This is a genomic window from Marinoscillum sp. HNIBRBA16962, from assembly GCF_057801515.1.
On sequence record NZ_CM173603.1, the window covers coordinates 6,031,844 to 6,045,911 of the forward strand.

The following is a 14,068-nucleotide window of genomic DNA, read 5'->3' on the forward strand; positions in this document are numbered from 1 at the left end:
AGATTTTAGTGCATCTATAAAACAGGAAAGCCACTCCTCTACAGAAGTGGCTCACACTCTTTAAAATAACCTATATTTAAAAAGAATGCTTAAGTCCTAAGCTGATAGAAGTACCCGGGCTAAACTGTGTGAAGTACTGATCTTCAGCTCTAAATCCTGTGTAGAATTCTTCTCTCTGGTCTCCCAGAATGTTGGAAACATTTACATTAATAGAAGTCCTTTTTTCAGCTCCCAAATCTTTATTCAGATTGAAATTTAAACTGTGGAATGGCGCTGCAAATACATCGGGGAAAAGTCCGGCTCCAACGATAGTCAGCGTTGAACCTTTTACATTGTAAAACAAACCAGCATCCAATCCTATATCATCACGATCGTATGACAACCCGGCATTAATGATATAAGGGGCCTGTCCGGCCATCTGCCTTGTATCCTCAATAGTTTGACCATCCTTTTTGTAGGTTGTTCGTGAATTGAACTCAGTTGATGTCATGTCAATGACAGACTTTACCAACGTTATATTACCGGATATACTAATCGGATTAAGTACAGGGGAGATGAAATCAAGGCTCTTTCTTATTTCTATTTCAGCACCAAACACACGACCATCTCCGACATTTCTAGGTTGATACTCGGTACTGGTTTGTTGTTCCGGAATCCTCACCAACTCGATAGGATCATCAAAAGATTTGTAAAAACCACTTATGGAAAAAAGCTGCCCTCTTCGCATAAAGTATTCCCACCGTACATCAAAATTGTCAATTCTGGTTTCAGAAAGCTGACCATCCCAGCCCGAATAAGTGAACAAACCACCATTAAATATCCTGTTAGTAATGGGATCGAGGATCTGCGCAAATGACAACTCCTTGAAAGAAGGCCGCGCAATCGTTCTGGAATAAGACGCTCTGAAGTTTTGGTTGTCAGTAACAGAGTAAATAAAATTAGCTGATGGAAAGAATTCAAAAGAATCAAGTACTTTATTGTTATCCAGGTTATTACCAGTGCCTAAACTTGCGTACTCTACATCCCTGCCTGTATGTCTCTGAACATATTTTTCAGCTCTGATACCTAATGTGGTCTTAAGTCGATCAATAAATTCAAATTCATTGGAAAGATATATTCCGGTATTATTAACATTTGAATTGTAAGCATTAGGGTTTGGTGAATTATTTCCGGACGAATAGTAAAGATTTCCAGTAGGATAAAGATTTTCGTCGATCAGTATATTTGCCGGGTCATAACCAAAATCAGGTTGATTTCCGAAAAACTGTAAGTCAAAACTCAAAATCTCATAATCCCTTTGCTTATATACATGACTTACCCCAAACTTTAGCTTTGAATCCCTCCTGAAAAGCTGATATTCTCGTGTGATATCTATCTTTCCAACCAAATTAATTTCATCAAGCTCTCTCCAAATCCTACTGGGATTTCCTCCCGCTCCGGCAATGAAGGATGTATCAACAGGCGATAGTGTAAACGCTGTCTTTCTAATGTCAGGATCATATATATTTGACAAGGTTGGAGAAATTCTCCAGTCTACGTTCCAGGAGCCATCTTCATTTTTGTGTTCTCCATTTAGCAGAAGATTGGTAAGCCCTCTTTGGTTATACTCCAGGTTATCTGACGTGGCAAAATATCCCGACTGCCCTACAGCAGCTCCGTCGTTTTCAATGTTAAACTGTCCTGCACGACTTTCTCCATTTTGGAGATGCATTACCGTAAATTTATACCTGGAACGATTGGTTTTATACGCAACACCTGCTAAACCACCGAGCAAGACATTATTCTCTCCAATTTTACCATTTTGAATGGTTGCCTGCCGCAATTCATATTCACTGGCGCTCCTCATTCTCTGATATTCACCATATACTACATCATCATAAAATTTAGTAGAATTCTTATAGGTTGCCGAAAAGATGTAGCCTAGCTTATGGCCATTCGGCAGAGCTTTTTGGTCAGCCAATGAAAGCCCCATGCTATAGTCCATAAAACTCATTTGCTTGTCAGCTCCTAATGTTGGATTATATGATTTAAGAAAATCGTTGACCTCACCTTCAGGGTCACGGCTAAGCGGAGAAGGAATTGTGGACCTTCTGGCTTCTACAGGCAAGGAACGCGCACCATTACCAAAACCCAACCAATCAGTATTGCTTCCTTCATATGTCAAATAATCACTATTAAAGTGCATCGAAGGATTATAACCAAGGCTCGCAGATATATCAAAAATACGCTCATCCGGAAAATCCTTGGTCTCAATGATGACAACTCCACCAGTGAAATCGGCCGGCAACTCCGCCACAGAAGACTTCATAACCACCATGTTATCAATCAGATTGGTCGGAAAAATGTCTACCTGCAGGCTATTCCGGTCCGGATCAAGCCCGGGAATATCCACTGTGTTTAGCATCGTTTTGGTATAGCGATCCCCGAGCCCCCTTACATAAACATACTTTCCACCTTCTACTGATACGCCCGTGACACGTTTTACAGCATCGGCAGCATCAGAGTCCCCTATCTTTCTAAAGTTTGCTGCTGAAATGCCATCCAGCAGATTTGCTGATTTTCTTTTGACTGTAAGCAATGCGGCTTCCGAGTTCTTTATTACCTCGGCTGTAACTGTAACCGCCTCCAGTTCTTCCACTGACTCCTTTAACCTGATCTGATCAATTACATTGGTCTCATCAGCTTCAACATTAAGGCCAGTGATGGTTACGGTCTGAAACGAAACAAAGGATGCCTGAATATCATAGGTTCCCGGATCTACGGAAATCTCAAATTTCCCGTCAAAATCAGTAATTGCACCCTTAGAAGTGCCTTTTAAAACAACTGTTACGCCAATGAGGGATTCGCCTGTGGCATCGTCAATTACCGTTCCCCGGATAAGGCCTTTCTGTGCTGCCGCACCAAATGAAAATAAAATGATAGCAGCAGCTGCTGTCAAATACGTTTTAAACATTCTGTCTTATAGGTTATTTAATTGAGTGCAAAGTTAGAGGAAGGGTCTCCTGGAGTGTTTAAGGCACTGTTATGATTCGACAGGCAAAATGTTATTTACTTGTAACCAATGTTAAGTCAGGATTAAGGCTCTTTTTGATATCCTTATAAAAACAAAGCCTGTCAGGAAATTCCCAACAGGCTTGCATTTTAAACTTAATGTATTGTCTACGCTCTTCGTTCCGAATTAAAGACCACTTAATCCGCCTGATTGAGAAGCCCAGGTCCAGCCGAAAACAGAAGCATCCGCTCCTACAGTAGCAGTACTTACCGCAGAGACACCCGAAGGCACGGTGGTATCGTTGATATAATCCAGGATATCCGCTTCAGGAACATCCAATTCTATGCTGGTAAATGTAACGCCCGGAGCATCAGCAAGCGGGAGATTATCGTCTTCGCTGATCTTTTGCCCGCTTACTATGTTGGTGAAGAAGATATTTTCTAAATCGGCAATTGAATTTTTATCAACGTTTATAATATCCTCAGTAACACGCAAAGGATCTCCATCTTCGTCAACTTCGTTTGATGACATCAAAACAGTACCATTAATGATGGTATGGCCAGCCGCGAAAGAGCCTTCCGGACCATCCAATTCAAATGCATGACCCGTAGCAGCAACTACCAGGAAATTGTCAAGTGTTCCCTGCCAGGACTGATCTGTATCAATTCCGTCATCTCCACAATTCCAAACAACTACGTTACTCGCGTTCACGGTTCCCCCGAACCATTCGATCCCGTCATCCTGATTAGCTACAATTTCAATGTGGTCTACTACCGTAGCTGATCCTACACCTCCAAGAGTTAATCCATTGATTTCATTTCCGGACCCTATATTAGTACCCCCATGACGGATAGAAATGTATCGAAGGACTCCGGAATTGTCATCATCTACATTGCCTCCATACAATCCATTGGAATCACTAGTTGGGATCCCTTCTATCTGCACTTCACTCACATCTTCCTCATTATCATTTGAAGCAGAAATCGTCGCTTTCCCAAGCACGATTACACCTCCCCAGAGACCGTTAATATCCGGATCAAGGTTAGGGCTTGCAAAATTTCCAGCAGCTACGTCATCAGGAGTGATTTCATCCAGAAGAGAAGTGAAGATGATAGGGGCTGAAGCTGTCCCTTCTGCCATCAACTTTCCTCCTCGAGCAACTAATAAGGCGGTGGCATTCGCTCCTGTTCCACCTTGTCCCTTTATAATTGTTCCAGGCTCTATTGTAAGAGTTGCACCATCTATAACAGTGATCCTGCCACCCAGGACATAAACAGAGTCAGATGACCATGTTACCCCGGAAGAAATATTGGACTCTACCAATACTTCAATCCCGTCTACGGTTGGCTCGTCTCCGTCATCACTTCCGTCATCATCGCATGACGTGAAGAATAAAAATCCCGATAGCATAAAAACTAAAGCAAGTAATTTTCTCATAATAATCTCTTTTGATACGTTTTAGATTTTTCTAAATCAATTACGCAGCAAAGTTGAGGGACTAATGTTAACTCGGTGAGCTACCGGCATTACGATATCATTAAACTAATATCAGGTTTTTTACCACCGGGTTACGTTTGTTAAGGAATTGTAAATTGCTGTAAATTATTGATTATCAGTACAGGCTAACCTGGTCTAAGGTGTCTTAACCTGATGTGCTCCCTTATCTATCTCAGCAAGTGAAATATTCGTAATTCACCCAAATTTCCCATTCAGGCTGCATGTATAATTACGGTATTTTTCGCCTTCAGTGAAGCATACAAAAGTGAGGCATTAATATCTTCTTTTTCAAGGACGGGGTGTTGTTTGAGAATTTCCGCTGTAGACAATCCGCTGGATAATAATTCTAACACATCGCCCACCGTAAAGCGTAAACCTCTAATGGTGGGCCTTCCTCCCATCAGTCCGGGATTGATGGTAATTCTTTCCAACAAAAGTTTTTGCTTAGCATCCATATAGAAAGATACTCAATTTTGGCTGAATAGGTTTTCCTATTACTTGCTTATGTTCACTTTACTGAGGATCTGCTTTATGATGTCATGTGTAGTGATACCGTCAGCTTCAGCTTCGTAGTTCAGAATGATCCGGTGATTCATCACGTCATCAGCTATCTCCTTGATATCTTCAGGAAGGACATAGTCGCGCTCATCAAAATAGGCTATGGCTTTAGCAGCAAGGTTCAGGTTGATAGAAGCCCTTGGCGAGGCTCCAAACTGGATGTATTGCGCCTCTTGTTCCAGTTTGTAAGCTTTAGGGTCTCTGGTGGCAAATACCAGCTCTATGATGTACTTCTCAAGCGATTCTGACAGGATCACCTGATTGATCTCCTCGCGGATTGCAAAAATATCTTTCTTATTCAGGATGGTTTCCAGCTCAGCTTTAAAAGTCATGTTGGCCATTCTACGCATTACCTCCAGCTCTTCCTCCTTGGTGGGGTAGTTCACGTGAACTTTGAGCATAAATCGGTCTACCTGCGCCTCAGGTAGCGGATAGGTTCCTTCCTGATCTACCGGGTTTTGCGTGGCCAGCACCAAAAAGGGACGATCAAGCTCAAAAGTGGTTTCGCCAATAGTCACTGTCTTTTCCTGCATAGCCTCCAGCAAAGCGGATTGTACTTTAGCCGGAGAACGGTTCACCTCATCTGCAAGGATCAGGTTTGAGAAGATCGGGCCTTTTTTCACTTCAAACTCAGCCTTCTGCTGGTTATAGATCATCGTACCGATCAGATCAGCCGGCAGCAAGTCAGGTGTAAACTGGATCCTTTTGAAGTCAAGATGCAGTACATCAGAAAGTGTATTGACAGTGAGCGTCTTGGCAAGTCCAGGTACACCTTCCAGTAAGACGTGTCCCTGAGTGAATAAACCAATAAGCAGACGGTTGACCATATACTCCTGGCCCACAACCACCTTTCCTACTTCTTTGATCACCTGCTTGATCTTCTGCTGATGCTCTTTCTTGAGATCCTGATCTACTTGTTGCTCCATAGTTTACATTCCTTTTTTACGGCTGCAAAAATACTAGGCTTTCTTTAAACTGAAAATGCCGTTTTACAAGGGACGGAGGATTTGCCTAATTTGTTTCCAGTTTTTAACAATTGTTAAGAAAAATCGGAAGCTGGTCCATAAAGTTTCCTTTTCAGCCAAAATGCCACTTTTACCAGTAAAATAAGCGCTGGCACCTCTACTAATGGACCAATAACGCCTGCAAAGGCCTGACCGGAATCTATTCCAAAGACTGCAATCGCAACAGCAATGGCCAGTTCAAAATTGTTACCGGAGGCCGTAAAAGCAATGGAGGCATTCTTATCATAACTCGCCCCCAGTACTTTGGAAAGAAAAAATCCAATGCCAAACATCAAGACAAAGTAGATGAGTAAAGGAACAGCTATACGCACCACATCCATCGGGATACTGACGATCAGGTTACCTTTCAGACTAAACATGATCACGATAGTAAAAAGGAGCGCTATCAGTGTAATTGGTGAGATCCTTGGTATGAATTGGTTTTTGTACCAGTCTTCACCTTTGACTTTTATTAAAATCACCCGGCTCAGGAATCCGGCGAGGAAGGGAATGCCCAAATAAATGGCCACACTCTCTGCAATTGTTGCGATGGAAATATCTACCAAAGCTCCCTCAAAGCCAAAATAGGGTGGCAACACGGTAATGAATATCCATGCATAAAAACTGTATGCAAAAACCTGAAAAATACTATTCAGGGCTACCAGGCCTGCACCATACTCACTGCTGCCTTCGGCCAGATCATTCCATACGAGAACCATGGCTATACACCTGGCCAGCCCGATGAGGATCAATCCCACCATATATTCAGGGTAATCTGCCAGAAATACAATAGCCAGTATGAACATCAATACCGGACCTATTATCCAGTTGAGGACGAGGGAAAGTGACAGGATCTTCACATTTTTGAATACCTGCGGCAGGAGTCCGTAATTAACCTTAGCCAGCGGTGGGTACATCATAAGTATCAATCCTATGGCAATGGGAATATTGGTTGTTCCACTGCTCAGGGTGTTAATAAGCGCTGAGCTCTCCGGTAACAAATACCCAACCGTGACACCTATAGCCATTGCCAAAAAAATCCACAAGGTGAGATATCGATCTAAAAAACTCAATCTTTTATTAGTACTCATTTAGAAAGCTTATTGAAGACGTAAAACATTTCTGTTGCTATCTGTCGGGATCGCTCGTCATACTTAGCTGGCTCTTGTGGCGTATCATCAAACGCCTTAGGATCTTCATATCTTACCGGAATACGGGTTTCCGCACCGGGTATAATCGGGCAGTTTTCATCAGCATGTGCACAGGTCATTACAGCAGCAAAACTATCTCCTGAGTTCACTGGATCGTCAAAAAGCTTCGAAAATGCCACGACCGGATCACAATCCTCAGCATAGAAAACAGAATACTTTGGATTATTATCACCTTCTTTCTCTATGGTAAACCCAGTCCTCTCCAGTGAGGCAACAGCCCGTTCGTTAAAAGCGGTAACTTCCACTCCCCCGGAGTAACAGCGGGCATTGACTCCATAATAATCTGCAGCAACCTGGGCCCATACCTGAGAGAACTGACTCCTGCGTGAATTGTGGGTACAGATAAAATTCAAATGCACAGGATTGCCCTTTGAAAGTTTCCCACTAATAAAGGAGATCAGCTCTTCCAATACTTCTTTTCGCTCTGGTGAAATGCTTTCTAAATCCAAAGAATCCACCGCCCGTTGGAGCGGTGGGTACAGTTTTATTTTTTTCATATCAAAATTATTCTGAAAATTAGCAACACCCGGAACCAGGACTGCAACACCCTGCTTCATCGTTCATTGGCTCAACCTTTTTGTTTTCCGTTTTTTTTGCCACCCCACCAGGCTTACTGGCATAAACGGTGATGCTGTAAATTCCAGTGTTTCCAGCTTTAAATGATGCAATTTCACTTTCATTTAAATACCTAACCAAAATATCATCCGGGATCTCAACGGTTTTTTCCTTTTGGATAGTGATCTCTTCAAAACCTGTCTCCTGAATGTACTTTAGATAATCTTCCTTTTGAATAGCACCTGCTACACAGCCGGCATACATCTCTGCATCCTTGCGCAAAGCCTCAGGCAGCTCGCCAACCAGTACTATGTCAGAAATACTGAAATGGCCGCCCGGTTTTAGTACCCTGAAAATTTCAGAAATAACTTTAGGCTTATCAGGCACCAGATTCAGGACGCAATTGCTCACGATCACATCTGCTACGTCGTCTGAAACGGGCATATCCTCGATATCTCCCTGCCGGAACTCCACATTGTTAAATCCCAGCTTTTCGGCATTTTCACGAGCTTTCCGGATCATGGATTCCGTAAAATCTATCCCGATCACTTTGCCGGTCTCACCGGTTTCATGCCTGGCTACAAAACAGTCATTGCCAGCACCTGAACCCAGATCGATCACCGTATCACCTTTCTCTATTCTGGCAAATTGCGTAGGTAGCCCACACCCCAGCCCCAGGTCTGCTTCAGGGTTGTACCCTTCCAGCTCATCATAGCTATCAGTCATGATGTTATATATCTTGCCGGAAGAAGAGGTGGCACCACAACAGGAGGAGGCATTTACTGCCCGCTCCTGATTTGCAATCTGGCTGTACTTATCTCTAACCACCTTTTTAAGGTTTTCAGATGTTTCCATATCGCTCTAATTTTATATTGCAATATTACGATAAATAGTTGAAAAAATTAGCAACAAGCTACAGCCGAATGCTTTTTATTTTCCTCTTTGACATCTTCTTTGAAGTGATATACTTCCCACTCGTACCCGTCGGGATCATTTACCCAAAACTTATCCTGCACAGCATAGCAGCAGTTGGTATTTTCCTCTTCCAGAGCAATATCCAATTTGCCTTCGATCTGCTTTTTTCGCTCAGTCAACTCTTCAGCAGAATTTACGCGCAATCCGAGGTGCCCAAACTGAGAAGCCACTTTAGATGATTGAATAAATGAGATAACCAAACCAGGATTATCCAGCTCAAATTTGGCATAATCCTCTTTTACTTTTACCGGATCCGTTCCGAATAAATCCTTGTAAAATGCTATCGTTTCGTCAATGTTCGAAACGTTTAGTCCAATGTGAAATTTCATTTGTTCTTGCATAATAATTATATGTTTTGTTTAAAAATTGATTGGTTCCAAATAACAATTGTTTGACGCTGATTCTTTCTGCAGATCTATATCTGCTAACTCTGTAGTGGTAACAACCCAGGCAACCCCATCCGGGTCAGTGACCGTAAATTTTCCATCCAGTAGCTGACAATGGCCTGCGAGTTTATTTTTCAGCACATTTTGCAGGTTTTTAAAGGTCTTTTTAAACTGTTCCCGGTCAGTCACCAATACCGATATCATCTTGGAGGTTCCTCCTGAATCTGCATCCTCAAACAATCTGATCTCCAGATCCTGGCGATGATAAATCGCTGAATCGAAGCTGATAAAGCTTGGTTTGCTATTCAACAGCAAAGAATAAAACCTGATGCTGTCACTGAGATTACTTACGTTAACTTCTTTTATCATTTGTATATCGCTTTATTACGATGAATGTATTCAAATTTTTTTAGCAGCACTCTTTAGGGTCCTGATACTGGTCAAACAATCTATTGAAGATCTTTTTGGTATAATTCCACACTTCCGAATCAATGCAATAGCACATCGAAGTACCTTCTACAGTACCTTTAATAATGCCCAGCGACTTTAGCTCCTTCAGGTGCTGGGAAATGGTGGCCTGAGCCAGCCCCAGCTCTTTCACCAGATCACTGTTAATACACTGGTTTGCTTTAAGCAAATGCTGGATGATGGCAATCCTTGCCGGATGACCAAATGCCTTAGCCAAAACAGCCAGATCATTTTGTTCCTGTGTAAATAACTGTGACTTGGTGATTCCCATATCGCAATATTACGATTAATATATTACATGGTTACAATTTTACAGGGAAAAGTCATTTTTTTTTCTAACGCCAGTCATTTCAATCACAGGGTAAAGGTTTGATATTCGTAGTAGATAATCAACATTACTAATGCCATGGGAACCTTAGAAAAAAACAACAACAGGAGCTTTCATCACCGGATAGGAGAAGCTAGTGGACACTATTTTGATAAAAGGCATTTCCTTGGAATCGATCCTTTTGATCACACTATATTTCGTGAAAAATACGATCAGCCAAAAAAGAGGAACAAATCCAAAGGTGAGAAATAGGTAGATACAAAGCTAAAAAACCGATCAATCCGGATTTCTGAGGAGTATACCCTAAAGAAGTAGCATTGTCTTTTAATATAAAAATGAATGTGCGGCTGGGAGGTAAGTGAAGGATCACCAGGTAAACACCCCTTCATATCCCCTTTTCATAATGTACAGGCTACGAAGGTACGCCTATGGGCAAAGGGTAACACAATTCCCGGATTTATTGCTTGAAACTAAAAAAACCCCGACGATAAACGTCGGGGTCCCAACCAGCTATAGACAAGACCGATGCTTCGCGCAACCGGACTTAGCTTTAAATATTTTCTATTAGCGCTTTAATTTGAGGAGATGAATTGTCTTTCCTGCTCTTTTCTTGCATTATTAAGCTGCGCTACGATTTTCTTTACCAGGAAAATTTCGGTTTCTTCAAGTTCGTATAAGACCATAAGGTCATCTCCGGTCAGAGATTTATTGACATTAAAGTCCATCTCCGAACCATGATTGTATTGGCCGGTTTTGGGATTGTACCAGATGAGATATTGCATAGCGGTGAAATTTTAATATTGCTAAGTTGAATTATTTATTCTACTAAATCCTGCCAAAGTTCTTTAAAATTCTGCCAATTTTGCGAAAAAGGCCTTTTATCGACACAATAAGCCTTTATCAAAAGATTTTAAAATAGGCTTGCAAGTCGTTAGCTTTACTTTAAAGTAATAACTTCATTTAACCAGCATGAATCTTTCTGCGAGGATAGCAGTTTATTTACTCTTTTTCACAAGGCTTTTTAGTAGTCCATTACTTGGACAGTATTTTCCCGCAAAGGTTTACAAAGATCAGGAAGGTTTATTATCCAACAGAATTCAGGATATCGCTCAATACACCAATAAAGAAATATGGTTTGCAACTGAAAATGGTCTGGCCATCTATGATGGGCTATACTGGAAGGCTGTTCCGGACAGTTTAAATTTTATCCCCAGAAATGGGTACATGCAGATGAAGATGAGGTCAGACTCATCCTGTTACCTGATTGGTTTAAAAGATGGTCGGTCGATTATGGCCAGAAAGACACCAAAGGGCTGGAATCCGGTTGAGCTTCCGGAGGCCTTTGTAAATAAAAACCCCTACACCCGCTATAGTACCGATGAAAACCCTGAATACCCGGGTGTTGTTATCTCCTATGGCTCACAAGTGTTTATATACCATGAAAAGGACGGGTGGAGTAGCTATACTATAAAAAATCAGGACGGGGAAAAGCTCATCATTTATTCAGCAGAAATGCTGGATGAAGGGCTTCTGCTGGGCACAAACAAAGGCCTTTATGCATACAATGATAGCGAAGGCTATGCTGAACCTATTGTCCAAAAAAGCAATGTTTTTAGATTTTTAAAGGACGAATTTACCGGGAGGATCTATCTTCTGGGAGCAGACTGGCTGGGCTATTATCATCGTGGCTCTGTTACATATCTATTCAGAGATCAGGACATAGGTTTTGATTCAATATATGGCAATGCCAGGTTACTCCTTAAAGGCCACACCATCTACTACAGTAACAACTCCCCACTTATAAGCTACAACCTCTCTACGGGTGAGAAGCAAAGTATCCTGGCAGAATCTTTCGGGAAAGACTACACCTGCCTGGACGCTATTCTGGATCATGAAAACAACTTGTGGGTTGTGACCATGCGCGGGGGATTTAAAGTGTATAACAGATCCACCTACTATTACGATAAAACGCAGCTTCTGGAAGATGAAGTAACCGCAATTTTAGAGGCTTCCGATGGTAATATTTTTCTGGGCACAAACTCCGGATTCCAAATCCTGAAGCCTGATGGAAGTCTCAGGTTGATTCCATTTGACATGAAGTATTTTCAGCCGCGGGTTATGGATATCGTCGAGTATGAAGGCGCCGTATACCTGGCAGCCAATTCCATAGGAGTGGTAAAATACCATCAGGGAGTTACAGAAATACTGCCAGTTCCCAAATCTCAAAGCAGGGTAATTGACCTTGAAGTACATAATGGCAGACTTTATGCTGCAAATCGGGATGAACTATACGTTTTGGAAAAAAATCATTTGAAAAAGGTTTATTCCCTGGTCCCGCAAGGAGGTGCTAACTCCTATATCAGAAAGATTTTTTTTTCTGACAGCCTGCAGTATTTACTAACTGTTAACGGCATTCATGATCTAAAAAACGATGTTTTCATCTCTTCTTCAAACCTGGAGACCTCCAGCATCTACTCAGCTACATTCTACAAGAACTCCGTCATACTTGCCACAAAAAATGGGCTGGCTACTATAGAAGGGGACCGTATTAAACTTATGGAAGAAGGAAACGAGCATAGTGCCTACAGTTTATTAGTAGATCAAAAAAACAACCTGTGGGTAGGGACTGAAAACGGCGTGTATCGCTATAATGTAAATCCGCACCTACACTTATCAAAAGACAACGGACTCATCGGTAATGAGATAAACAGAAATGCTTTTATCCAAACGGAAGACGGACGTCTATTTATTGGTACTGACGAAGGAATGTCCATCCTCAGAGATGATGACCTGATCTCCTATCCCAGGCCTGAAGTGGAAATCGTTGATGTTTTAGTGAATGGTAAGCCTATAACCAGCTTTAACCTTGATTATAATGAAAACAACCTGATATTTGAGTACCGGGCTACATCTTATTACAATGAAGACATCATCAACTACAGGATAAAGCTCGATGGCTTTGATGAGGACTGGCAATATCTCCCTGTCTCGGCTCAAAGGAATGTGGTGTATCGGAATTTAAAACCTGACAGCTATCAATTTTATGTACAAGCCAGGGTAGGTAAAGGAAAGTGGGGCCAGGTAACCACCTCACAGACAATAATCATTGCCAGGGCGTTTTATAAAACACTTTGGTTTCAGATTACTGCGGGAGTGGTCTTAGTGATTATGATCTTTTTGGGTGTCCTGTACAGAAACAGGAGCCTTAACAAGCGCAATGCCGTACTACGAGAGCGCGTAACCGAAAAGACGAATGAGCTCAACAAGCAAAACAATCAATTATTAAAAACCATTAGTGAGCTTAAAACCGCTCAGGGTCAGCTTATTCAATCTGAAAAACTAGCCTCCATGGGTTTACTAACAGCGGGTATTGCTCATGAAATGAATAATCCGCTCAATTACATACGAGGTGGAGCGGAATGCCTGCAAAAAAACCTTAATGAAATCAATAACCTGCACCAGCAAATGACCCAAACCAACGGGAAAAGTCTGGAAAAAACCAGGAAAGAATATGAGTACCTTGTTCAGGAAAGTGACCAGCTGATCAGGTCCATTCTGGACGGGGCTGAAAAAAGCACCAACATCATCAAAAGCCTCCGCTCTTTTACCGCTGACTCACAGTCTTTCTTCTCCTTCATAGATCTGGAGCAAGAGGTGGAAACAGCGCTGACACTAATGGGCAACCAAATAGGATTCAGGATCACCGTCAACAAAATGTATAGCAGCATCCCAAAAATAGAGTGCTACCCCGCCCGTATCCACCAGCTGATCGTAAATATCTTACTGAATGCCACTCAGGCCATAAAAAAAGCAGGTGAAATTACCATCAGGATTTACCGTAAGGGTGATGAGCATATAGGCCTGGAAATATCAGATAATGGGGAAGGAGTACATCTTAAAAACTACCAACAGGTATTTGAGCCCTTTTTCTCTACCAAAGAAAAAAACCCGGGTCTGGGTTTAACTATTGTGCGCTCCATCATACAAGACCATAATGGGGAGGTGGTATTCCTGTCAAAAAAAGGAGTAGGTAGTAAAATCAAAGTGAAACTCCCGATCTACCAGACCTTTCATCCGGAACTTCTATGATGTTT

13 protein-coding genes are annotated in these 14,068 nt (G+C 41.9%); 2 read left to right on the top strand and 11 right to left on the bottom strand.

Annotated features, from left to right (window positions below):
• Positions 1-76: 76 nt before the first annotated feature.
• From AC3E9V_RS25125 to AC3E9V_RS25170, 10 genes are all read right to left on the bottom strand, one after another.
• Positions 77-2,953, bottom strand: coding sequence for a TonB-dependent receptor (locus tag AC3E9V_RS25125; protein WP_488750928.1), 2,877 nt, complete (start codon positions 2,951-2,953; stop codon positions 77-79).
• Between the two features lie 225 nt (positions 2,954-3,178).
• On the bottom strand, positions 3,179-4,429 hold the full coding sequence (locus tag AC3E9V_RS25130; RefSeq protein ID WP_488750929.1) for a hypothetical protein: 1,251 nt from the start codon (positions 4,427-4,429) through the stop codon (positions 3,179-3,181).
• Between the two features lie 272 nt (positions 4,430-4,701).
• Positions 4,702-4,944, bottom strand: a complete 243-nt coding sequence (locus AC3E9V_RS25135) for a DUF433 domain-containing protein (RefSeq protein WP_488750930.1) — start codon at positions 4,942-4,944, stop codon at positions 4,702-4,704.
• 39 nt (positions 4,945-4,983) lie between these two features.
• Positions 4,984-5,973 carry an AAA family ATPase gene (locus AC3E9V_RS25140; RefSeq protein WP_488750931.1) on the bottom strand — a complete coding sequence of 330 codons (990 nt, stop codon included), beginning with the start codon at positions 5,971-5,973 and terminating at the stop codon, positions 4,984-4,986.
• A gap of 113 nt (positions 5,974-6,086) precedes the next feature.
• Positions 6,087-7,142 carry an ACR3 family arsenite efflux transporter gene (gene arsB / locus AC3E9V_RS25145; protein ID WP_488750932.1) on the bottom strand — a complete coding sequence of 352 codons (1,056 nt, stop codon included), beginning with the start codon at positions 7,140-7,142 and terminating at the stop codon, positions 6,087-6,089.
• On the bottom strand, positions 7,139-7,759 hold the full coding sequence (locus AC3E9V_RS25150; protein WP_488750933.1) for an arsenate reductase/protein-tyrosine-phosphatase family protein: 621 nt from the start codon (positions 7,757-7,759) through the stop codon (positions 7,139-7,141). Before AC3E9V_RS25150 ends, arsB begins: the two co-directional genes overlap by 4 nt.
• Before the next feature lie 19 nt (positions 7,760-7,778).
• Positions 7,779-8,672 (bottom strand): arsenite methyltransferase, encoded by an 894-nt coding sequence (locus AC3E9V_RS25155; protein ID WP_488750934.1) that lies wholly within the window; start codon positions 8,670-8,672, stop codon positions 7,779-7,781.
• Positions 8,673-8,719: 47 nt separating this feature from the next.
• Positions 8,720-9,133 carry an ArsI/CadI family heavy metal resistance metalloenzyme gene (locus tag AC3E9V_RS25160; RefSeq protein ID WP_488750935.1) on the bottom strand — a complete coding sequence of 138 codons (414 nt, stop codon included), beginning with the start codon at positions 9,131-9,133 and terminating at the stop codon, positions 8,720-8,722.
• 18 nt (positions 9,134-9,151) lie between these two features.
• Positions 9,152-9,547: a VOC family protein gene (locus tag AC3E9V_RS25165; RefSeq protein ID WP_488750936.1), complete on the bottom strand. Its 396-nt coding sequence runs from the start codon at positions 9,545-9,547 to the stop codon at positions 9,152-9,154.
• 40 nt (positions 9,548-9,587) lie between these two features.
• Positions 9,588-9,917 carry an ArsR/SmtB family transcription factor gene (locus tag AC3E9V_RS25170; protein WP_488750937.1) on the bottom strand — a complete coding sequence of 110 codons (330 nt, stop codon included), beginning with the start codon at positions 9,915-9,917 and terminating at the stop codon, positions 9,588-9,590.
• Positions 9,918-10,052: 135 nt separating this feature from the next.
• On the opposite strand from AC3E9V_RS25170, the gene AC3E9V_RS25175 reads away from it, so the two are divergent.
• Positions 10,053-10,226, top strand: coding sequence for a hypothetical protein (locus AC3E9V_RS25175; RefSeq protein ID WP_488750938.1), 174 nt, complete (start codon positions 10,053-10,055; stop codon positions 10,224-10,226).
• A 320-nt stretch (positions 10,227-10,546) separates the two neighbouring features.
• Here AC3E9V_RS25175 and AC3E9V_RS25180 read toward each other — a convergent pair whose 3' ends face one another.
• Positions 10,547-10,756, bottom strand: coding sequence for a hypothetical protein (locus tag AC3E9V_RS25180; protein WP_488750939.1), 210 nt, complete (start codon positions 10,754-10,756; stop codon positions 10,547-10,549).
• A 187-nt stretch (positions 10,757-10,943) separates the two neighbouring features.
• Between AC3E9V_RS25180 and AC3E9V_RS25185 the strand changes: the two genes are divergently transcribed.
• A complete protein-coding gene (locus tag AC3E9V_RS25185) occupies positions 10,944-14,063 on the top strand; it encodes a sensor histidine kinase (RefSeq protein ID WP_488750940.1) in 3,120 nt (1,039 codons plus the stop codon).
• The last annotated feature ends 5 nt before the right edge of the window (positions 14,064-14,068 follow it).

Excerpts from the sequence above, each read along its gene's own strand:
- AC3E9V_RS25125 (WP_488750928.1), bottom strand. The coding sequence starts at position 2,953 with ATGTTTAAAACGTATTTGACAGCAGCTGCTGCTATCATTTTATTTTCA.
- AC3E9V_RS25130 (WP_488750929.1), bottom strand. The coding sequence starts at position 4,429 with ATGAGAAAATTACTTGCTTTAGTTTTTATGCTATCGGGATTTTTATTC.
- AC3E9V_RS25135 (WP_488750930.1), bottom strand. The coding sequence starts at position 4,944 with ATGGATGCTAAGCAAAAACTTTTGTTGGAAAGAATTACCATCAATCCC.
- AC3E9V_RS25140 (WP_488750931.1), bottom strand. The coding sequence starts at position 5,973 with ATGGAGCAACAAGTAGATCAGGATCTCAAGAAAGAGCATCAGCAGAAG.
- arsB (WP_488750932.1), bottom strand. The coding sequence starts at position 7,142 with ATGAGTACTAATAAAAGATTGAGTTTTTTAGATCGATATCTCACCTTG.
- AC3E9V_RS25150 (WP_488750933.1), bottom strand. The coding sequence starts at position 7,759 with ATGAAAAAAATAAAACTGTACCCACCGCTCCAACGGGCGGTGGATTCT.
- AC3E9V_RS25155 (WP_488750934.1), bottom strand. The coding sequence starts at position 8,672 with ATGGAAACATCTGAAAACCTTAAAAAGGTGGTTAGAGATAAGTACAGC.
- AC3E9V_RS25160 (WP_488750935.1), bottom strand. The coding sequence starts at position 9,133 with ATGCAAGAACAAATGAAATTTCACATTGGACTAAACGTTTCGAACATT.
- AC3E9V_RS25165 (WP_488750936.1), bottom strand. The coding sequence starts at position 9,547 with ATGATAAAAGAAGTTAACGTAAGTAATCTCAGTGACAGCATCAGGTTT.
- AC3E9V_RS25170 (WP_488750937.1), bottom strand. The coding sequence starts at position 9,917 with ATGGGAATCACCAAGTCACAGTTATTTACACAGGAACAAAATGATCTG.
- AC3E9V_RS25175 (WP_488750938.1), top strand. The coding sequence starts at position 10,053 with ATGGGAACCTTAGAAAAAAACAACAACAGGAGCTTTCATCACCGGATA.
- AC3E9V_RS25180 (WP_488750939.1), bottom strand. The coding sequence starts at position 10,756 with ATGCAATATCTCATCTGGTACAATCCCAAAACCGGCCAATACAATCAT.
- AC3E9V_RS25185 (WP_488750940.1), top strand. The coding sequence starts at position 10,944 with ATGAATCTTTCTGCGAGGATAGCAGTTTATTTACTCTTTTTCACAAGG.